Below are 18,817 nucleotides of genomic sequence, written 5' to 3'. Positions count from 1 at the left end.
CTATCTCATGAGGGTTTTCGGGTGGCCAGATTGTCGACCAGGCCGCCGTCGAGCAGCTTGAGATAGCGCAGGTCCGGGGCCGTCGCGTAGCGAACTTGCGTTTCCTGAAGATGGGACATGACCGCGGAGCTCGTCGCTGGCGCAGCAGGGGCGCCCGGAGCCAACGGACAGACCGGGTTGAAGTTTTCCAGCACGACCGGCGCAAACAAGACCGGCACGGCTGCCGACGCCGCCACGGCATGAGAGAGCGGAAAGCGGGTGTAGTCGCTGCAGATCGTGCGGAAGCCCTCGCGATCGAAGGAGAAGGGTGCGCGATTGTAGAGATCCGTCGCGTGCAACAGGAGGCGCGGTCCCCCCGTACCATCGAGGTCGCCCAGCGTTGCGCCATGGTAGAGGTGAGTATCGAGCCAGTCCGCCAAGCCGGTGAGGTCATTGACGCCGCCACGATAGCCGCGCAGCAGGTTGTCCGGCGTGAAGGCGGTCCGCAGCGCCGCTTCGGAATCCTGGTCGAGATAATCGCGCTTGAAAGCGGGTATGCCCGCCGGGCCATGCAAGGCGAGATAGGCCGCCAGCAGGCCGCCGCCCGAAACGCCTGCGACCACGGCGATATCGTCTGCGAGCGTCCGGCCAGTTTCGCCGGGGACTTGCTGTTCGGCAAGCGCCGACAGCACCCCGTATCCAAAGGCGGCAGAGCGGCTTCCTCCGCCCGACAGCGCCAGCATGACCGCAGTGGTCCCCGGGCGCGCGCTTGATGAACGCGGGTGGGCCGACGCTGTGATATCCGTCAAGGGCTGGTTCGAGGGGGGATTGGAGGGGTTGGCGCAAGCTGTCAGGCCGATGGACAGTGCGACTGCCTTGAAAACCTTCCGAGCCTTCTTCCAGCAGCCGGCACTCGGCTGGCTTGGCGGCTTGAGAACCATGCGGGCGCCATCTCCACGCCCGTGGTCTTCTCTTGCTGCAACGCCGGGCCGCGGGAAATCTCGCTTTGCTCGATTATCTCAGCATTATGCCCGCCGGCGGCCCGAAGCGTTCAGCCCGGCTTCGGCAGGCTCAGGCGGAAACAGGCGCCGCGCGGCCGATCCAGAATGGCGATGGCGCCGCCATGCAGCTGTACGATTTCCTGCACGAGATGAAGCCCCAGGCCAGCGCCCCGATCCTGATGGGCGACGCGGGAAAAGGGCTCGAACACCCGCTCACGCTGTTGAGCTGCGATGCCGGGGCCTTCGTCGATCACATCGATGATACGCTCGCTCCCGATCGCGATGGTGATCGTGCCGCGCCGGCCGCCATGCTGGATGGCGTTCTGCACGAGGTTGACGAGCGCCCGTTCCAGTCCTGCTGCATCTCCGATGACTTCAACCCGTTCGGCTTTGGTCTCGAAGGCGAGCTCGTAGCCGGCGTTGATGGCGAGCGGCGCGAGATCGATGGCGGCGCGTCGGCCGATCGCAACGAGATCGAGCCTGACGAAGGCGTTGGGGGCGTGTTCCAACCGCGGCAGGTCGAGCAGTTGCTCAGCCATCACGGCGAGCCGGGCGATATCCTCAAGCAGCCGGACGCGCTCGGCCGAGCCCGGCAATGTCTCGATCCGGGTCTGCAGGATCGCGATCGGCGTCCTCAACTCATGAGCGGCATCGGCAAGGAAGCGCTTCCGCCGGGAATGCCCCTCGTCCAGTCGTTGCAAAGCGCGATTGACCGCATCGACGAGCGGCGTGACCTCCCTCGGCATCAGCACTGTCGGGAGACGGGTACCTTGGCTGTCGATGTCGATCCGTTCCGCCTCCGCAGCGACGGCACCGAGCCCGCCTAACGCCCGGCTCACCACTACGGGCGTCGCGATCAAGGTCGCCAGAGCCATGACAAGAAGTGTCGGCGACACGAAACTTGCGAAGACGACGAGCACACCCTCGACCAACCAGCGGAGCGGCGCCTCGCCTCCGGGACCGGTCACGACCTGGATCTCACCAGCCGCGCTCCCGACCCAGCGCATCTGGGCATTCGTACGCGGCGGGTCTCCCAAATTCCAGCCCATGCGCGCATTGCCGATCCCGTCCAACGCAGCGCCGATGCGAGCGAAATGCGGCGGTGGAGATCCCTCGATCAGCTGATGCCCCAGCCGGTCGCGTACGACGTACCAAAGGTCCGGCACCGTCATGCGCAGCTTGATCAGCTCCGGCGTTTCGCGCACCGCCAAGCCGCCATTGGCGTCGCGCAGCACGGCAGTCTTCAACGCGTCGATCGTAACGTCTTCGGATTCGAAGTTGAGGAGATGGCCACCGAGATAGAGCGCGGCGATGATCGACACGACCAGCAATGAAAGCAGCGCAGCCTGTAGCGCGAGAAGCCGGCGGATCAGCCGCCACTTCAGCGAATGGGCGGGCGGTGCCGGAAGGGTCATGCCGCCGGCTTCAACAGATAGCCGATGCCGCGGATGCCGTGAATTTCGAGTTCGGCCCCGGCATTGCTCAGCCGCCGGCGCAGGCGCGAGATATGCATGTCGAGCGCGTTCGACTGAATTTCGTCGTCGAACCCGTAGACTGCTTCCTCCAAGGTCGCGCGCTGGACGGCACGGCCATGGCGGCGCAGCAGGCTCTCCAGCACCAGCAGCTCCCGCCGCGGCAGATCGAGCGTGCTTCCGCCCACGCTTGCGCTGCGGTTGCGCCAGTCGAACTCGAAACGGCCGAGGCGCAGGAGGTCCGGCGCCAGCTCGGGCGATCGGCGCAGCACGGCCCGCAGCCGCGCGAGAAGTTCATCGATCACGAAAGGCTTGGCCAGGTAGTCATCGGCGCCGGTGTCGAGCCCCTGGACGCGCTCTTCGATATCGCCGCGCGCGCTCAGGATGATGACGGGTGCGGCGAGCTTCCGGGCGCGTATGCGGGGAAGCAGGTCGAGCCCGTCGCCATCCGGTAGATTGCGATCGAGCAATATCGCGCCATGAACGCCGGCCGTGATCGCTTCTTCGCCTTCGGCCAGAGTGCTGACATGGTCGATGACCATGTCGCGCTGCCCAAGAGCCGTGCGCAGGGCACTAGCCATCTCCGGTTCGTCCTCGACCAGGAGGATGCGCATGCCCGATCCTCAATGGCCGCGCGTGAACGCGGTTCCCGCATCAGGCTTGCCGGCGGTGGAAGGTGCTGACGGCTGCAGCATGGGAAGGGCTTCGCGTCGGGCTGGACTTTGCCGGATATCGAGCTCGATGCTTGCCGCAACATTGCGGAAGAACGGGATTCCTGACCGCTCGCGAACCGGCGGGCCTTAGTCGCCTCGAACTGAAGTCGATGCCTTGAACGGTGCGACTTAGGGCGCCGAGAGGCAGATGATCGCGCGACCACAGCTCAAAATAGCGCCGACATTCCACGCCTTTCAATTGCTCAGGTCTGGCGGCGTGGGTTGAGGACGTCGCGCAGATGATCGCCGACAAGGTTGATCGCGACGACTGTGACGAGCAGCGCGAGGCCCGGATAGAAGCTGATCCAGAACTTGCCGGACAGCATGTACTGGTAGCCGTTGGCGATCAGCAGTCCGAGACTGGGCTCGGTGATGGGGACCCCGAGCCCGAGGAACGACAAGGTCGCCTCCAGCGCGATGGCGCGCGCGATTTGCACGGTCATGATCACCATCAGAGGCGGTAAGCAGTTAGGAAGCAGGTGTCGGAACAAGATGCGCAGCGGACCAGCGCCCATCGCCGTGGCAGCCTCGACATACTCCTTGCGCGCTTCGACCAACGCACTGGCACGGGCGGTGCGGGCATAGCTCGCCCACTCGACCAGAATCAGCGCGAACACGACGTTGATGACCCCCTTGCCAAGAAACGCGAGGATCATCAGCGCGATCAAGATCGTCGGAAAAGAGAGCTGCAGGTCCACCAGCCGCATAAGCCCCGCCTCGAGCCGGCCGCCGGCATAGGCAGCGACCAGGCCGAGCGATGCCCCGATTGCAGCTGCGGCTACGGCAGAGCAGACGCCCACGCCGAGCGAGATGCGCAGGCCGTAGAGGATGCCAGAGAGCATGTCTCGGCCCTGATCATCAGTGCCGAGCCAGTAGGTCATGCCCGTAGCGGATATCGAGCCTGGTGGCAGCCGGCCGTCGAGGATGTCGAGCTGCATCAGGTCATACGGGTTCTGCGGTGCCAGGAACGGCGCGAACACGGCGAGCAGGATGATGCAACTCAGCAGGGCCAGGCCCGCCGTCGCAGTGCGCGGGGCGCAAAAGGCCCGCCAGAAGCGCTGCAGGGGTGTGACCGGCGGCGACACGGTCGTCGTTTCGATCGCAGTCAATTACCGATCCTCACGCGCGGGTCGAGCACGGTGTAAAGCGCGTCGACGACGAGGTTTATGAAGACGAAGAGGAGGACGACGATCATCAGATAGGCGACGATGACCGGCCGATCGAGCACGTGGATGCTGTCGATGATGAGTTTGCCCATACCTGGCCAGGCAAAGATCGTCTCGGTGACGACGGAGAAGGCAATCAGCGAGCCGAATTCGAGCCCGATGATCGTGATCACCGGGATCATGATGTTCTTCAGCAGGTGGACGCGGATGATGCGCTCCTCGTTCAGGCCCTTGGCGCGCGCGGTACGGATATAGTCCTGCGGCACGATCTCCTGCGTTTCCGCCCGCACCAGCCGCATCACCAGCGAGATCTTGAACAGGGCAAGGTTGAGGGCCGGCAAAATCATGTGGTGCAGGCCATCGAGCGTGACGAACGACCATTGGACGCCAAGAAGCTCTCGCGTTTGGCCGCGCCCGCCTGACGGCATCCAGCCCAACTGAACGGCGAAGACCATGATCAACAGGAGGCCGACCCAGAAGCCGGGCAAGGAAAATCCCAGGATTGAGCCCGTCATGATGAACTTGGACAGCCGGGATTTGGGCCTGACGCCTGCATAGAGCCCAAGCGGAATGCCGATGGCGACCGCGAAGATCATGGCGGCGAGAGCAAGCTCGAGGGTTGCCGGCATTAGTTCGAGGATCACATGCAGGGCCGGCGTGCCATAGACGAAGCTCTTGCCGAAATTGCCGTGGACCACACCGGACAGGAAGGAAAAATACTGCCGCCAGAGCGGCTGGTCCAAGCCGAGTTGGGCGATGATCCGCTCGCGCTCGATCTGGTTCGCATCGGGCGAAATCAGGATTTCCGCCGGATCGCCGATCACATTGACCGCGAGAAAGACGATGATCGTCATCGCGACGACAACGACGAGCGATTGAGCGCATCGCCGCGTGAACCAGGCCAGCATGATCTCTCCTCGGTGTGGTCGGGCTCCTCTTGAAGACCCTGTCCGCGACCCGTCCGGATGGAGCAGCCGCGGCAGGAGGGCCGGGGCCGCCTTTGTCTGCTGCGCAGGATGCGCGGCGATCAGCGAGAGGGATGAACATCCTGCGGCATGGATGCTTCGTCGGCCCGGCCGGCGTAGCTGAATCCCTGTTTCACCGCCCAGACATTCTTCTGGATGTAGAGCGGCAGGATCGGCATGTCTGCAACAAGCAGCCGCGTCACATCCTGGAACATCGCTTCACGCTTGGCGTCATCCATCTCCGACGTCGCAGCAGCCAGCGCCTGGTCAAAGGCATGATTGCTGTAGCGCCCGCGGTTGATAGAGCCAGTACCCCGCGCCTTGTCGAAGGTCGCCAGAGTGTTGGTCAGGCCAATGCCCGGCTCGCCACCACTTCCCCAGGTGCCGAGAAAGGCTGCGAATTCCTGCGCGCTGGCGCGGCTCTGGAAGGGGCCGTACGGCATGGCATCGACGGCCGTGCGCACGCCGATCCGCGTCCACATCTGGCCGATGGCTTGCAGCACGCGCGCGTCGTTGGGGAACCGATCATTCGAACCATGCAGCGTGATCCGGAAACCCTCCGGATAACCTGCCTCGGCAAGGAGTTTCTTCGCGCCGGCGGTATCTGCCGGCGCCGGCACCAGGTCCTTGGCGTAGCCATAGGCGTCGGGCGGCATGTATTGCAGCGAGGGAATCGCCGTTCCATCCATCACCCGGTCCGCCAGCACCTGGCGATCAATCGCCAGCGAGAGCGCCTTGCGCACCCGCACGTCCTTGAGAGGATTCGTGGCCAGAGGCTTGCCGGCATGATCGGTCAGGAATACCGGTTTGTCCGTCCGCGCAGTGTCCAAGTTGATATACATCAGCCGCAACCCGACCTTGCTGACCACCTTGGCACTGGCACTCTGCGAGATGCGCGGCACATCGGCGCTCGCCACCTGGTCGATCAGGTCGACGTCTCCTGTCAGGAAGGCTGCTGTTCGAGCGGCGCTGTTGGTGATGATGCGGTAGTCCACGCTGTCCCAATCGGGGGCCTTGCCCCAGAAATCCTTGTTCCGCGCCAGCTTGATCCCCGCATTCGTGGAGCCCGAGACGTAGCGGAACGGCCCTGTGCCGATGAGTGCGCGGCCGGCGTTGAAATCTTCCGTGGTGGCATTGGCGTGGGTGGCGCTGTCGAGGATGGCGATGTTGTGCATCATCAGCGGCAGGATGGGCACCGGGTACTCGGTCTTGATGCGCAAGGTGTAGGGATCGACGATCTCGGTCGCGCTGATCCCGCGCAGATAGCTCGTATAGGGGCCGGGGCTGTTGACCACCTGAGGAATGCGCTTGAACGTAAAGACGACATCCTCGGCAGTGAAATCATTGCCATTGTGGAATTTCACCCCCTTCCTGAGCCGGAACTCCCAGGTCAACGGATCGATCATCGTCCAGCTTTCAGCCAATCCTGGCAGGACGCGGGCGTTCTCGTCGGTCTCGGTCAACCGGCTGAAAATCGTATAGGCGAAGGCCGAATTAGGTCCGGCGCTGTGGTAGTGCGGGTCGAGAGATGTGACGTTTCCGCCAAGCCCCATGGTCAGACCCTGCGCTTGCGCGAGTACGGGGGCGAGGATGGCAAATACCGAGGTCAGCAGAAACTTCTTCATCTGGTTCATCCCCTGTCATAGTCCCTGACGAACGAGAGTACAGTGCGGCTGAAGCTGGCCGGGTGCTCACGAAACGGGAAATAGCCGGCGCTATTGAAGATGCGCAGCTCGGTGTCCCGCTGCCGGGGCGTCAGGAGCTCCATGAGATATTCGGCGTTGGCAACGGGGGCGATCGGGTCGTTCAATCCCCAGACCACGAGCGTCGGGCAGGGCAGTCCGGTCTTGTCCATCACGCGGTGGATCGCCGAACGACGCGCGGTCCAGGATTTCACATAGGTGCGCAGATAGCGGTCGTCCTGGCGCATGGCGGCGATGGCCGCGTGGGTCTTGCCTGCCGCACCGACAGCCACCGGCTCGTCGAGCCAGTCGTCGGTCACGACCTGATGGCTGAAGGAGGCGGTCTCATAGATCCAGCGCAGGCTTTGCCGGCTCAAGAAAGGCTGCGGTGGATGGGCCTGGACGACGCTGCGTCGGTCGGAGCCCGGCGTCAGTGCGTTGGCCGAGACGAGCGTCAGGCTGCGCACCATCTCCGCATGTTCCACTGCGATCTGCGCGGCAATGAAAGCCCCTTCGTCATGGCCGACGATATGGCAGCTCGCCTTGCCGAGCACACGCAGCGTGGCCACGACATGGGCGGCGATCGCGTCGACGGTGTAATCCTCGGGCCGCTTCGGGTTATCGGTGAAGCCCTGCCCGAGCCGGTCGATAGCGATGGCATTCACCGCCGGACCAAGGCGCCGCATGACGGGCTCCCAGATCGCCGCGCTCTGAATCTCGACCGGGTCCCCGGGATAGCCTCCGTGCAGGAACAGCACCGGAATGCCGTTTCCGTGCTGGAGAACCCGGGTCTGGATGCCGTGCACGTCCAGCAGCTGCGGGCCGTCGCATGCCACCTCAGTTTCCATCGTAGCAGCCATCGAGATGGTCCTTCAGGGCGCGGATAAATTGCATCGGGCGTTCGCGATACAGCGAGTGGCCAGACTGGTTGACGACATGCATCGACACGCGCGGCTGATGCTTCGAGACCAGGCGCAGAAGCTGGTACCCCATGGTGATCGGCGCCGTCGGGTCGTTGTAGGCCCACAGGATCAGCACCCGCCGCGCCAGCGGCTGATGCTCCAATCGCATGAACAGGTCCTCTCGATCGGCAAGCAGGCCGGGCAGATAGCGCCGTACGCGCAGGCCACCTTCGCCCATCGTGCGGATCGCCTCGCGAATCTTGGGCTGAGACAGGATCTCCAGCTCTTTTTCGAAGCCGCCATCCGCCTTCACGGCTGGATCGAAGTAATAGTGGCGAGCGGTGAACTCCATCGCCTCGCGCGTCCCCGGCGGATGGGGGTTGCGGATGTGGATGGCCTCGTTGCGCGCGCCGCCGGGCGCTACTGTGTTGCTATCGCCGATGGTCAGGCTCTCGACGAGATCGGGGCGCTCCAGCGTGGTGCGCGTCACCACATATCCGCCGCGTGAGTGGCCGACGAGATGATAGGGGCCCTTTCCGAGTTTCTCGAGAAAGGCGATGAAATGGCGGACCGACCCCGCCATCGTCCAGCCTTCGTTATCCCCGTCGACCGGATTGCCGGTATAGCCTTGCCCGATGCGGTCGACCGCGATCGTCTCGCGGCTCTGTGCGACGAGAGGCAAGATTGACCCAAAGTCGTTGGCCGAGGAGCCGGCGCTGGCATCGCCGATGGTGCCGCCATGGACGAAGACGACGGGACGCCCTCCCTGGCCCATTCTGAGATAGCGGGTGCGAACACCCCCTATATCGATCCAGGATTCCTCCATGAGCATGCCCTCGATAGCGACTGCGTTGCGGGGTTTCCGCAGCTCAGTGCTAGCGAGGTTGAATAATTCGCTCAAACGAAATAAACGACTTAATCTATTCCCCTTGAGACTGAATAATGATCGCGGATATAGGCAGCCGGGAGCTGCTGGCCTTCAGCACTTTGGCGCGGATGAGCAGCTATACGCTTGCTGCGTCTGCACTCGGGATGACGCAATCCTCGCTCAGCAAGAAAATCAAAGAGCTCGAAGCCAAGCTTCAGGTGCGCTTGTTCGACCGCACGACCCGCATGGTGCAGATCACACCCGAGGGGCAGGAATTTCTTCAGCATGCCGCACGGTTCATCGATCAACTCGCGCGATCGGTTGAAGATGTGCGGGCCCGGGCCGCGGGCGCGCGCGGGCGCCTTTCGATTGCGGCCGGGCCGCATATGTCGGGAAATATGCTGCCTCCTGTGATCGCCGAATTCGCAGCGAAGCACCCGGACGTTGAGATCGTCCTTTACGACAGCCAAAGCCACGAGACCTTGAGCTATATCCTGTCCGGCCAGGCCGAGTTTGGCATCACCGTGCGCCCTATTGATATGATCGATCACCCACAACTCGATTATCAGCGCGTGATCGAGCGCAATGTTCCCCTGATGGCCGTGATGCATCGCTCGCATCGGTTGACCACGCAGGCAGACGTGACGCTTAGTGACCTGAGACGCGAAAAGATTCTGCTGCTGCGCCGCTCCAGTGCCGCGGCACAACTGGTCGAAACCGCGCTGGCTGAGACTGCGACCAGCTTCGACAACATTTTTGAGGTCTCGCTCGTCGATACGGCCCTTGGCATAGCGGCCTCGGCCTATGGGATCGCGATCTTGCCGGGCTATGTGAGCTCGCGCCATCGCGAGGACATTCTCGCCTACCGCCCAGTTAGGGGAACCCACGTTCGGTTCCATATCGCCCTGCAATTTCTGCGCGGCCGATCTTTATCGGGAGCTGCCCGGCACTTCGCCCACTACCTGCAAGCCTCGCAGAATTCGTCCCGAATATCTCCTTGACCTTCTGTCAACGTCGCCCATTCAGCATCCGTGCTCGCTTCAGGAGGCCTTTTGCCGACCTCAGCCGGAAAGGGCCGCGGAGCGCCACTTGCGGACATCGCGTGGGCTCCAGCGAGCTGACGTTAACGAGGCCCGTCGTCGTCTCTCTTGTTACGCGATGAGGCGGCGACGCAGCTCTTCCATTGCGGTGCAGGCGCTTGCCGTTTGGTCTACCGGAAATCCGCTTGCGAACGGATACCCTTCCTGTGCCAGCAACCGCTTCAACTCGCCGGTGTAGATGCAGGTCCCGTCCTTGACGACGAGACCGTTGCGCTCCTCAAAGGCTGCGTTCCAGGCGATCGCCTCTTCGACCGTAAGGCCGGGGGGGAGGTCGAGTGACAAGGTCCCGCCGGAGAGCCTGACGGGGTAGCCGCCGGGCAAGCCGTTGGGGCCAGGTGCGTGGCCATGCCAATCACGCCCCGCGACATAGGCCTGCATCAGGGTCACGCCGCTTGCGCCCGATATCTCGATTGCCGGTTCGCGCGTCAGCTTGAGCGTCGCGAAACGCGCATAGACGTCGCGGATCTCGGAATCGTCGATCCAGACGCGTGGCGGCCTTCCCGCCCGTTCGGCAGCCGGCCGGCGCCATGCCGCCAGTTGTTGGTAGTGGGCCAGAATACGGATGCGCCCCGGCTCGCCCGTACGGGCTCCGGCGAACGCGTTGGACAGGATCGCGACGTTGCCGGTCCCACACAGCACCTCGATGCCCCGGGCGCGGAGGATGGCGTTCGCGACATCCGGGAAGCAGCAATTGATCATCGCGCAGGTGATGCCGGCTTCCTTGATCGCTTCCCCCACCATGATCGACAGGGCCGCCTGAAAGACGGCGGTGGCACTAAGCCCGCCCGCGGCGACCAGTCGCGCCCAGGCGTTGTCGTCCTCTCCGATGACGGCGGAGGGCTGTGACGAGGCCGTCTGGACCGCAAGGCGAGGCCGACAATGCTGCAGCAGTGCCGCCACCTCGCTCTTGTCGCGGACATCGAGTTCGGCCGCCCGAAAGCGGGCCTTCGCGCCAAACATGAAGGCGCGCGCGTTGGCTGCCGTAACCAGCCAGGAGAGCCTTTCCGCATTGCGCCCCACGATGACCACGTCGAGCGGTTCGCTCGACGTCGCGGCGAGATCGAATACGATGCGGCCGGCGAACTGGCCGGTGCCGAAAACTGCGATATCGGCGCTGGAGGAGGGCGCTGCGGTCATGGTCGGGGATCATCCTTCCGTCGTGCGGGAAACTTGCGCGGCGACAGGCGGCCGGCATGCGAGAGGTTCTTGGCGACCGGGGAGAGCAACGGGACGAATTTCTCGACGGCTTGTTCGGCGGAGAGGCTGAGCTTGTTCACGGCAATGTTGACGGCGGCGACGGCACGCTCTCCTGGTCCGAAAACCGGTACGGCGACGGAGATGTCGTTGGCGTAGATCTGGTCTTCCGCGACGGCGAAGCCGCGCTGCGACGCCTGCCCGATCCGCTCCATCAGAGCGGCCGTATCGGTCACGGTGGACGGCGTATAGGCGACGCGATCGGAGGCTTCCAGGATGGCGCGTGCATCGTCCGGCGGCAGGCCAGACAGGATCGCCAGCCCCGGAGCCGTGCAATAGGCCGGCAGATGGGTTCCGATGATGACGTCGGTGGTGAGCATGTTCCGGCTCAGCAGGCGATAGACGTAGACGATATCCGTTCCATCCAGAACGGTCAGGCTGACGGATTCCTCGGTGACCTTGCTGATGTTCAGCAAATAGGGTGCGGCCGCCCGGATCATCTGGTTCGAGCGGCTGTAGAATGCAGCGAATTCGAGCACGCGCGGCGTCAGTTCCAGTCGCCGGCTCTCGGGGTCGCGCCTCATATATCCGAGCTGGATCCAGGTATGCGCGAAGCGCTGCGCCGCGCTTTTGTCCATGCCGGAATGGGCGGCGACCTCAGCGAGGCTGAGCGCGGGCTGCCCGTTTCCGAAGGCGGCGATCACGCGCATCGCCTTCTCCACCGACCGTACCATCAGGTTGTCCGGGTCACTCATGTCTCAAGCTCCGTCGGCGAGAATTCAATCAATCTCAACGGCATTCGACTTTTAATTTGACAAGTCGATACGAGTCGAGAGTTAATTGATACGAAGGTATTACAATACGATACGGAAAGAATAAATGCAAGATTTTGTCCTGCTTGCCCGCGAAGCTGAGGTCACCGTCCTAACGCTGAACCGGCCCGAGGTCCTCAACGCCTGGCACAGGCCGATGCGGGAGGCTCTGCTGACCGCGCTCGACGCGTGCGAGGCTGATCCGAATTGCCGCGCCATCGTCCTGACGGGTGCCGGCGAGCGCGCGTTCGGTGCGGGGCAGGACCTGAACGAAACCAAGACCTTCGATGAGGATCGCGCCGAAGAGTGGATCGAGGAGTGGCGGGCGCTCTATCTGCGTATCCGCACCCTCTCCAAGCCGCTGATCTGCGCGCTCAACGGCCTTGCGGCGGGGTCGGCCTTTCAGGTCGCGCTCCTCTGCGACATCCGTGTCGGCCATGACGGCTCCAAGATGGGGCAGCCCGAGATCAATTCAGGCATCGCGAGTTCGCTTGGTCCCTGGATCATGAGGGAGATGCTGGGTCTTTCGCGGACGACTGAGCTTGTGCTGACCGGGCGGATGATGTCGGGCGAGGAGGCGCACAGAATCGGCCTGATCCACTATCTGGTCCCCGCTGCAGAGGTTCGCGAGCGGGCAATGAGCGTGGCGCGCGAGCTTGCCGGAAAGGCACCTCTGGCCATGCGCCTCGACAAGGCGAGGCTGCACGAGATGACCGTCGAAGGGCTGCTCGATGGGCTCGATTCGGGCGTCCGCATGCAGCGCGAGAGCTACGGCAGCGGCGAGCCGGCGCGCCTTATGGCGGCCTTCCTCGACAGGCGCGGCAACCAGGGAAAGAGCGCCTGATGCCGGCGTCTCCTTACTCACCCTTCCTCAAGATCGAGGCCGCAGGCGAGGCGACGCCCGGCAGAATCTTCGCGCGATTCGCCGACAGCGAAATCACTCTCGGCGCCCTGGCCGCGGACTCGCTGGAGATCGCCCGGTCGCTCGCCGCCAGCGGCCTGCGGCCCGGTGACAGGGTCGCGGTGATGATGGCGAACCGGCCTCTGGTGCTGGCGCTGATTTTCGCCATTGCCCGTGCGGGCCTCGTCTGGGTTCCGGTCAATACCCGCCAGCAGGGTTTGTCGCTCGGCCATATCCTGCGGCACAGCGCGCCCTCTCTTCTGCTTGTGGACGAGGACCTGCACGCTGCGGTGGCAGGTTGCGGCAGCTTGCCGCCAGCTCTGCGTGTCGTGCCAGTGCTTATGTCGGACGAGCGCCCCGCACTTCGGGCGGTGGCCGAGCCGCGCCTGCCGGCGACGATCGCCGAAGAGGCGCTCTTCGCCATCATGTACACTTCGGGCACGACCGGATCGCCGAAGGGCGTCGAGGTCACGCATCGCATGTTCGGCTACGCTGCCCGCGCCGTCGCCCTCGTCGGAGGGATGCAGGACGGCGACGTCCTCTTCGTCTGGGAGCCGCTCTACCATATCGGCGGAAGCCAGCTCCTGCTGCTGCCGCTGATGCTCGACGTGCATCTGCACATGGTGCCGCGCTTCAGCGCCAGCCGCTTCTGGAGCGAGGCGCGCGAAGGCGGCGCCACCCACATCCATTTCCTTGGCGGTATCCTGGAGCTTCTCCTGCGTCAGCCGGCGCATGCGCTGGACAGGGAGCATTCCGTCCGGATCGCCTGGGGCGGCGGCTGCCGGCGCGACGACTGGGAAGAGTTCGAGCGCCGTTTCGGCGTCGACGTGCGCGAATGTTACGGAATGACCGAAGCATCGAGCATGTCCACCGTCAACATCGACGGCCCCGTCGGTTCCGTCGGCAAGCCCGTGCCCTGGCTTGACGTCGAGGTGCTCGACCCCGATGGGCGCTCGGTTGCGCCTTTCCAGCGCGGCGAGATCGTCGTGTCCGAGCGTGAGCCCGGCGCGCTGTTTGGCGGCTATCTCGACGATCCCGAGACGACGGCGAAGGCGCTGCGCGGTGGCAAGCTCTTCACCGGGGACGCCGGCAGTTTCGATGCGAACGGTCATCTGAGCTTCCACGGGCGCCTGAACGACAGCGTGCGCCATCGCGGCGAGAACATCTCGGCCTGGGAGGTGGAGAGCGTCGCGCTTCAGCACCCGTCGGTCGCTGAGGTGGCGATGATCGGCGTGGCGGCGGAGATCGGCGAGCAGGACATCAAGCTGTTCGTCGCCTTGCGAGAGGGTGCCGCAGTCGCGGCGCCGGATCTGGCGGAATGGCTGGACGAGCGCCTCGGGCGGGCTCGCGCACCGCGCTACATCGCCTTCGTGGACGAATTTCCCAAGACGCCGAGCGAGCGCATCCGCAAGGGGCTTCTGCCGACGGACACCGCCGGCTGCTGGGACCGCGAGGCCGCCGGCATGCGCAGGCTGATGGCAGGCTGACGAGGCAGGCGTGCCGATCCCCCGGCGCGCCGCGAGGAGGAAGGCAGAGTGATGACAGCCGCATCTCCGACGGGGCAGTTGCACCGGCTACGCAGCCGCAATACGCCCGAGGTCACGATCTTTCTGGACGGCCGCGGCATTGTCGCCAGGGCCGGGGATAGTCTGCTCTGCGCCATCGCGAGCGCCACGCGGACTTTGCGCATCCACGAGTTCGACGGGCAGCCGCGCGCCGGCTTCTGCGCCATGGGGGCGTGTCAGGACTGCTGGGTCTGGGTCGAAGGTGGACAGCGCATCAGGGCCTGCACGACGACGGTCAGCCCAGGGCTGCGCCTCACGACGAAAACGCCTCATACGGAATTCGCGACATGACCGGCAGCGCCCCCGCTCAGGTCGTTGTCGTCGGGGCAGGCCCGGCCGGCATTGCGGCTGCCGAGGCGCTGGTGGCCGGAGGGTTGCGGCCGATCCTGCTCGACGAGGGCGCGATGCCCGGCGGCCAGGGGCATCGCAGGAGCGACCCGGCGCTCGGCCTGTCGCTCGCCTCCATGAAGGACGCCGGCCATCGCCGGACCCATTCCACTTTCGAGGCCCTGCGCGACGCGATCGACTATCGGGCGCGAACGCTCGTCTGGTCGGTCGACGGGGAGCTGGCCTACACCGCGCTTGATGGGGCGGTGAGCGATGCCGGCATCGCCTATGATGCGCTTATCCTGGCCACCGGCGCGACCGACAGGATCGCGCCGGTGCCGGGCTGGACCCTTCCCGGCGTCTACACGCTCGGCGGCGCTCAGGTGCTGCTCAAGGATCAGGGCTGCGCGATCGGCCGTGAGGTGGTGTTCTACGGTTCTTCGCCGCTGCTTTACCTCGCTGCCGCCCAGTATCTGGAGGCGGGAGCCGGAAAGGTCACGATCCTCGACACGACCCCCTTCGTCGAGAAGATCAAGGCAAGCCCCGGCATCGCCAAGGCCCCGGCCGTCCTCTGGCAGGGGATGCGGCTTATGGCCCGGCTGCGCCTCGCCGGCATGCGCATGCATCACGGCGTCTCAGATCTGTCGATCGAGGGTGACGAGGGTGACGAGGGTGTCGTGGGCGTCACATTCCGCGCGACCGGCCGTAGTGTCGCCATCGCCTGCGACGCGATCGCAATCGGGCATGGTTTGCGGGCCGAGACGCAGCTTGCCGAGATAGCCGGCTGCGATATGGCGTTCGACGGTGATTTCGCGCAGTGGCTGCCGAAGACTGATGCCGATGGGCGTGCCCGGGCAGGTTTGTATCTGGCGGGTGACGGCGCACGCATTGCGGGAGCGTCAGCAGCGGCTGCGATGGGGCGGCTCGCCGCTTTGGCCTGCCTCGCCGATTTCGGCCACCGCGTTGACCCCGCCGAGATGGCACGGCTGCGTGCCACGCGCGATACGCTGCAGAGCGCGCAGCGAGCGCTCGCACGCGCCTTCGCATGGCCGCATCGCGCCATTGCCGAACTGCCGGATTCCGCGGTGTTGTGCCGTTGCGAAAACGTGACGGCAGGCGCGGTCCGCCGTGTTGCCCGCGAGCTCTCCGGCGTCAGTGACATCAATCGCGTGAAGGCCCTGACACGCTGCGGCATGGGGCGTTGCCAATCGCGCATGTGCGGGCAGGCCGCCATCGAAATCGCCGCTGCCGCGCGCGGAGAGCCGGCGGAGGCGCTGGCTCATTTCCGTCCGCAGCCCCCGGTAAAGCCGATATTCATCCCGACCGCCGTCCCGCAGGAGGCGCGCTCATGACGGCCCGCTCCGTACAGGTCGCCATCATAGGCGGTGGGGTCATGGCCGCCTGGACGGCGTTCCATCTCGCGCGCCGCGGCGTGAAGGCGCTGATCGTGGAACGCAGCTTTGCAGGCTCCCAGGCGAGCGGCGTCAATTACGGCAGCATGCGCGTGCAGGGTCGGTATCTTCCGCAATTGCCGCTCTCTTTGCGCGCACAGGCGATCTGGGAGGAGAGCGAAAAGCTTCTCGGCGTCGATGTCGAATTCCGCCGTATGGGCCACATCCATGTCGCCGTCGACGCCGCGCAAATGGATAAGATCGAGCGCTACGCCGTCGATGCCGCAGCCTACGGTCTCCACCCCGAGATTGTCGGCCGCGACGCATTGCGCCGCCGCTGGCCATGGGTGGCGCAGCACGCGGTCGGCCTGTCCTGGTCGGCACTCGACGGTGCGGTGAACCCACGCCTCGTCGTGCCCGCTCTGGCCGCGGCACTGCGCGACATGGATGTCACGATCCTGCAAGGCAGGCGGGTCGTCGCCGCAGAAAAGGACGGCCGCGGCTTCGCATTGGCGACGGAGGAAGGCGAGGAGATCCGCTGCGAGCTCCTGCTCAACATGGCGGGTGCGTGGGCCGGCGAGGTCTCCGCCTGGTTCGGCGAGCCGGTTCCCCTCTTTGTCGCCGGTCCATCGGAGATGGTGACCGAACCGCTGCCCTATTTCATGGAGCCGACGCTGCAGATCGTCGACGGCTCCATCGTGGTCCGGCAGGTCGAGCGCGGCAATGTCATCGTCGCCGGCCATCCACGCGGGCCGGCCGATGCCGTCGCCATGCGCGCCAGGATGCCCGGCGGAAAGACGCTGACCAATCTCCAGCGTGTCGCCGACATCATCCCGTGCCTGTCCGGGGCCTCGATCATCCGCACATGGTCCGGCATCGAGGGCTACATGCCCGACATGATCCCGGTCATCGGCCCCAGCGCGACGACTTCAGGGCTTTGGCACGCCTTCGCCTTTTCGGGCCATGGCATGCAGCTCGCCCCGGCGCTGGGCGCCGTGATGAGCGAGTTCGTCCTCGATGGCCGGTCTGCGACGCCGCTGGACGCCTTTTCGATTGCGCGCTTCCGGGAGAAGGCCGCCGTCGACGAGGAGTATCTCAAGCAGGAGTTCGATGCCGGCATCGTGAAAGTCTGACGCAAGCGTGACAGGGCGGTGCTGCCTGCGGACGCAGGGGGCGGCCGAAAGACAAACGAAAACAGAGGGGATAAGACTATGACAGATCTGAACGACGCATCTGGACTGGCCGGAATTTCGCGCCGCGCGGCGCTCGCGGGCGCGGTCGGTCTCGCCGGCTCGCTGGCCGCGACCCGCTTTGCCCCCGCCACGACGCTGCCTAAATCCGGCGGCGTGCTGCGCATCGCCTTTCCGAGCACGCCCGACAGTCTCGACCCGCAGAAGACTGTCGCGGCCGCCGGCAACCAGATCAGCTCCCTGATCTTCGACAACCTGACCAAGCTCGACGAGAACAATGTCGCGCTGCCGATGCTGGCGACGAGCTGGACGCCCGAGAAAGGCGGCATCGAATGGGTCTTCGAGCTGCGCAAGGATGTGACCTTCCATCACGGCACCGCCTTCACCTCGGCCGACGTCGTGGCGACGATCAAACGCGCCTATACCGCGGATTCCGTGCTGCGGGCGAAGGGCGCTTTCGGGCCGATCAAGGATGTCGCCACCGAGGGACCCGACAAGGTGCGCTTCATCCTGACGCAGCCCTTCGCCGAGTTGCCTGTGGTGGTCGCCGGCCGCTGGGCCCGCATCGTCGCTGCCGATGCTATCGACAAGCTCGAGACCGCGCCCTCCGGCACCGGCCCGTTCAAGCTGAAGGAATTCCGCGCGGGCGCCAGTGTCACGGTCGTCAAGAACGACAAATACTGGATGCCGGGCCAGCCCTATCTCGACGGAGTCGAACTGGTCGGCATCAAGGAGTCGATCGCGCAGCAGGCGGCCATCCGCGGCGGCAATGTCGACATCCTCACCCAGATTCCGATCGACACCTTCCTGTCGCTGCGAAATGCCGGGGGCGTCAAGGTCTTCTCGAAGGTCACCGGCCAGTATCAGGTCATGATGACCCAGTCGAACATGAAGCCCTTCGACAATCCGTTGGTGCGGCAGGCCTTCCGCCATATCGTCGACCGCAACCTGCTTGTCGCCTCGGCTTTGCTTGGGCAGGGGACGGTCGGCAACGACGTGCCTCTGCCGCCCGGCAGCCCCTATCTGCCGCAGCTGGCGCAGTACAAGCAGGACCTGCCAAAGGCGCGGGAACTGCTGACGAAGGCCGGGATCGACAAGCTCGATATCGAATTGTGGACCTCGTCCGAACGCCAGCCGACACCCAAGATGGCACTGGCCTTCAAGGAGGCGGCCGCCAAGGTCGGCGTCAACGTCACGATCATCGACGTGCCCTACACCGAGTACGTCTCGAACGTCTCGCGCAAGAAGCCGTTCTACACCACGCAGTGGAGCGCCTACCCGACGTTCTACGAGCGGCTCTACCTGATGTATCGCAGCGGCCAGGGTTGGAAATACGGCGTCGTCGAGGATGCCCCGGGGCTCGACGCATTGCTGGACCAGATGATCTCCGAGCTCGACGAGGAAAAACGCAAGGCGATCATCAAGCAGGCGCTCGTGAAAATCCACGACAGCGGCGAACGCATCATCCCCTACATGATGAACTATGTCGGCGCGGCACGGAACCGTGTGCAGGCCTACACGCCACCGAACTACGATGTGATCGATTTCCGGGGCGTCTGGCTGGCTTGATGGCCAGCTTGCGAGAGGAG

The 18,817-nt window shown here is 64.8% G+C and carries 17 protein-coding genes; 7 read left to right on the top strand and 10 right to left on the bottom strand.

The window, feature by feature from the left end:
• Nucleotides 1–5 precede the first annotated feature (5 nt).
• The 8 genes from ACFJGT_RS20395 to ACFJGT_RS20360 form a co-directional block, all read right to left on the bottom strand.
• On the bottom strand, nucleotides 6–722 hold the full coding sequence (locus tag ACFJGT_RS20395) for a patatin-like phospholipase family protein (protein ID WP_377841698.1): 717 nt from the start codon (nucleotides 720–722) through the stop codon (nucleotides 6–8).
• A gap of 308 nt (nucleotides 723–1,030) precedes the next feature.
• Complete coding sequence (locus tag ACFJGT_RS20390) at nucleotides 1,031–2,215, bottom strand: sensor histidine kinase (RefSeq protein WP_377841695.1); 1,185 nt, start codon at nucleotides 2,213–2,215, stop codon at nucleotides 1,031–1,033.
• Between the two features lie 176 nt (nucleotides 2,216–2,391).
• A complete protein-coding gene (locus tag ACFJGT_RS20385; RefSeq protein WP_377841693.1) occupies nucleotides 2,392–3,066 on the bottom strand; it encodes a response regulator transcription factor in 675 nt (224 codons plus the stop codon).
• Nucleotides 3,067–3,368: 302 nt separating this feature from the next.
• Nucleotides 3,369–4,265: an ABC transporter permease gene (locus ACFJGT_RS20380; RefSeq protein WP_377849023.1), complete on the bottom strand. Its 897-nt coding sequence runs from the start codon at nucleotides 4,263–4,265 to the stop codon at nucleotides 3,369–3,371.
• Nucleotides 4,266–4,270: 5 nt separating this feature from the next.
• Nucleotides 4,271–5,239 carry an ABC transporter permease gene (locus ACFJGT_RS20375; RefSeq protein WP_377841690.1) on the bottom strand — a complete coding sequence of 323 codons (969 nt, stop codon included), beginning with the start codon at nucleotides 5,237–5,239 and terminating at the stop codon, nucleotides 4,271–4,273.
• 119 nt (nucleotides 5,240–5,358) lie between these two features.
• The gene (locus ACFJGT_RS20370) at nucleotides 5,359–6,921 is read right to left on the bottom strand and encodes an ABC transporter substrate-binding protein (RefSeq protein ID WP_377841687.1); all 1,563 of its coding nucleotides are present in this window, start codon (nucleotides 6,919–6,921) and stop codon (nucleotides 5,359–5,361) included.
• Nucleotides 6,922–6,926: 5 nt separating this feature from the next.
• Nucleotides 6,927–7,838 (bottom strand): alpha/beta fold hydrolase, encoded by a 912-nt coding sequence (locus ACFJGT_RS20365; RefSeq protein WP_377841684.1) that lies wholly within the window; start codon nucleotides 7,836–7,838, stop codon nucleotides 6,927–6,929.
• Nucleotides 7,816–8,706, bottom strand: coding sequence for an alpha/beta fold hydrolase (locus ACFJGT_RS20360; RefSeq protein WP_377841682.1), 891 nt, complete (start codon nucleotides 8,704–8,706; stop codon nucleotides 7,816–7,818). Before ACFJGT_RS20360 ends, ACFJGT_RS20365 begins: the two co-directional genes overlap by 23 nt.
• Before the next feature lie 116 nt (nucleotides 8,707–8,822).
• Here ACFJGT_RS20360 and ACFJGT_RS20355 point away from each other — a divergent pair, with 116 nt between their 5' ends.
• Nucleotides 8,823–9,749 (top strand): LysR family transcriptional regulator, encoded by a 927-nt coding sequence (locus tag ACFJGT_RS20355; protein ID WP_377841679.1) that lies wholly within the window; start codon nucleotides 8,823–8,825, stop codon nucleotides 9,747–9,749.
• Between the two features lie 150 nt (nucleotides 9,750–9,899).
• On the opposite strand, the gene ACFJGT_RS20350 is transcribed toward ACFJGT_RS20355, so the two are convergent.
• Both ACFJGT_RS20350 and ACFJGT_RS20345 read right to left on the bottom strand, forming a co-directional pair.
• Nucleotides 9,900–10,985 (bottom strand): hypothetical protein, encoded by a 1,086-nt coding sequence (locus tag ACFJGT_RS20350; RefSeq protein ID WP_377841676.1) that lies wholly within the window; start codon nucleotides 10,983–10,985, stop codon nucleotides 9,900–9,902.
• The gene (locus ACFJGT_RS20345) at nucleotides 10,982–11,797 is read right to left on the bottom strand and encodes an IclR family transcriptional regulator (RefSeq protein WP_377841674.1); all 816 of its coding nucleotides are present in this window, start codon (nucleotides 11,795–11,797) and stop codon (nucleotides 10,982–10,984) included. Before ACFJGT_RS20345 ends, ACFJGT_RS20350 begins: the two co-directional genes overlap by 4 nt.
• A 124-nt stretch (nucleotides 11,798–11,921) precedes the next feature.
• Here ACFJGT_RS20345 and ACFJGT_RS20340 point away from each other — a divergent pair, with 124 nt between their 5' ends.
• From ACFJGT_RS20340 to ACFJGT_RS20315, 6 genes are all read left to right on the top strand, one after another.
• Nucleotides 11,922–12,698, top strand: coding sequence for an enoyl-CoA hydratase/isomerase family protein (locus ACFJGT_RS20340; protein ID WP_377841670.1), 777 nt, complete (start codon nucleotides 11,922–11,924; stop codon nucleotides 12,696–12,698).
• Nucleotides 12,698–14,242 (top strand): AMP-binding protein, encoded by a 1,545-nt coding sequence (locus ACFJGT_RS20335; protein WP_377841667.1) that lies wholly within the window; start codon nucleotides 12,698–12,700, stop codon nucleotides 14,240–14,242. The genes ACFJGT_RS20340 and ACFJGT_RS20335 overlap by 1 nt, the downstream gene beginning before the upstream one ends.
• Before the next feature lie 51 nt (nucleotides 14,243–14,293).
• Entirely contained in the window at nucleotides 14,294–14,611 is a 318-nt protein-coding gene (locus tag ACFJGT_RS20330; RefSeq protein WP_377841665.1) for a (2Fe-2S)-binding protein, read from the top strand.
• Nucleotides 14,608–15,999: an NAD(P)/FAD-dependent oxidoreductase gene (locus tag ACFJGT_RS20325; protein WP_377841663.1), complete on the top strand. Its 1,392-nt coding sequence runs from the start codon at nucleotides 14,608–14,610 to the stop codon at nucleotides 15,997–15,999. The genes ACFJGT_RS20330 and ACFJGT_RS20325 overlap by 4 nt, the downstream gene beginning before the upstream one ends.
• Complete coding sequence (locus ACFJGT_RS20320) at nucleotides 15,996–17,171, top strand: NAD(P)/FAD-dependent oxidoreductase (protein WP_377841660.1); 1,176 nt, start codon at nucleotides 15,996–15,998, stop codon at nucleotides 17,169–17,171. Before ACFJGT_RS20325 ends, ACFJGT_RS20320 begins: the two co-directional genes overlap by 4 nt.
• Nucleotides 17,172–17,249: 78 nt before the next feature.
• Nucleotides 17,250–18,797 carry an ABC transporter substrate-binding protein gene (locus ACFJGT_RS20315; RefSeq protein WP_377841658.1) on the top strand — a complete coding sequence of 516 codons (1,548 nt, stop codon included), beginning with the start codon at nucleotides 17,250–17,252 and terminating at the stop codon, nucleotides 18,795–18,797.
• Nucleotides 18,798–18,817 lie beyond the last annotated feature (20 nt).

It is taken from the genome of Allobosea sp. UC22_33 (genome assembly GCF_042700715.1).
Classification (GTDB): domain Bacteria; phylum Pseudomonadota; class Alphaproteobacteria; order Rhizobiales; family Beijerinckiaceae; genus Allobosea.
Note: the sequence above shows the minus strand (reverse complement) of the source record. Positions and strands in the feature narration are given on the sequence as shown.

Bases quoted from the DNA above. Each gene is read 5' to 3' on its own strand.
- ACFJGT_RS20395 (WP_377841698.1), bottom strand. From the start codon at position 722: ATGCTGGCGCTGTCGGGCGGAGGAAGCCGCTCTGCCGCCTTTGGATAC.
- ACFJGT_RS20385 (WP_377841693.1), bottom strand. From the start codon at position 3,066: ATGCGCATCCTCCTGGTCGAGGACGAACCGGAGATGGCTAGTGCCCTG.
- ACFJGT_RS20375 (WP_377841690.1), bottom strand. From the start codon at position 5,239: ATGCTGGCCTGGTTCACGCGGCGATGCGCTCAATCGCTCGTCGTTGTC.
- ACFJGT_RS20370 (WP_377841687.1), bottom strand. From the start codon at position 6,921: ATGAAGAAGTTTCTGCTGACCTCGGTATTTGCCATCCTCGCCCCCGTA.
- ACFJGT_RS20365 (WP_377841684.1), bottom strand. From the start codon at position 7,838: ATGGCTGCTACGATGGAAACTGAGGTGGCATGCGACGGCCCGCAGCTG.
- ACFJGT_RS20360 (WP_377841682.1), bottom strand. From the start codon at position 8,706: ATGGAGGAATCCTGGATCGATATAGGGGGTGTTCGCACCCGCTATCTC.
- ACFJGT_RS20355 (WP_377841679.1), top strand. From the start codon at position 8,823: ATGATCGCGGATATAGGCAGCCGGGAGCTGCTGGCCTTCAGCACTTTG.
- ACFJGT_RS20350 (WP_377841676.1), bottom strand. From the start codon at position 10,985: ATGACCGCAGCGCCCTCCTCCAGCGCCGATATCGCAGTTTTCGGCACC.
- ACFJGT_RS20345 (WP_377841674.1), bottom strand. From the start codon at position 11,797: ATGAGTGACCCGGACAACCTGATGGTACGGTCGGTGGAGAAGGCGATG.
- ACFJGT_RS20340 (WP_377841670.1), top strand. From the start codon at position 11,922: ATGCAAGATTTTGTCCTGCTTGCCCGCGAAGCTGAGGTCACCGTCCTA.
- ACFJGT_RS20335 (WP_377841667.1), top strand. From the start codon at position 12,698: ATGCCGGCGTCTCCTTACTCACCCTTCCTCAAGATCGAGGCCGCAGGC.
- ACFJGT_RS20330 (WP_377841665.1), top strand. From the start codon at position 14,294: ATGACAGCCGCATCTCCGACGGGGCAGTTGCACCGGCTACGCAGCCGC.
- ACFJGT_RS20325 (WP_377841663.1), top strand. From the start codon at position 14,608: ATGACCGGCAGCGCCCCCGCTCAGGTCGTTGTCGTCGGGGCAGGCCCG.
- ACFJGT_RS20320 (WP_377841660.1), top strand. From the start codon at position 15,996: ATGACGGCCCGCTCCGTACAGGTCGCCATCATAGGCGGTGGGGTCATG.
- ACFJGT_RS20315 (WP_377841658.1), top strand. From the start codon at position 17,250: ATGACAGATCTGAACGACGCATCTGGACTGGCCGGAATTTCGCGCCGC.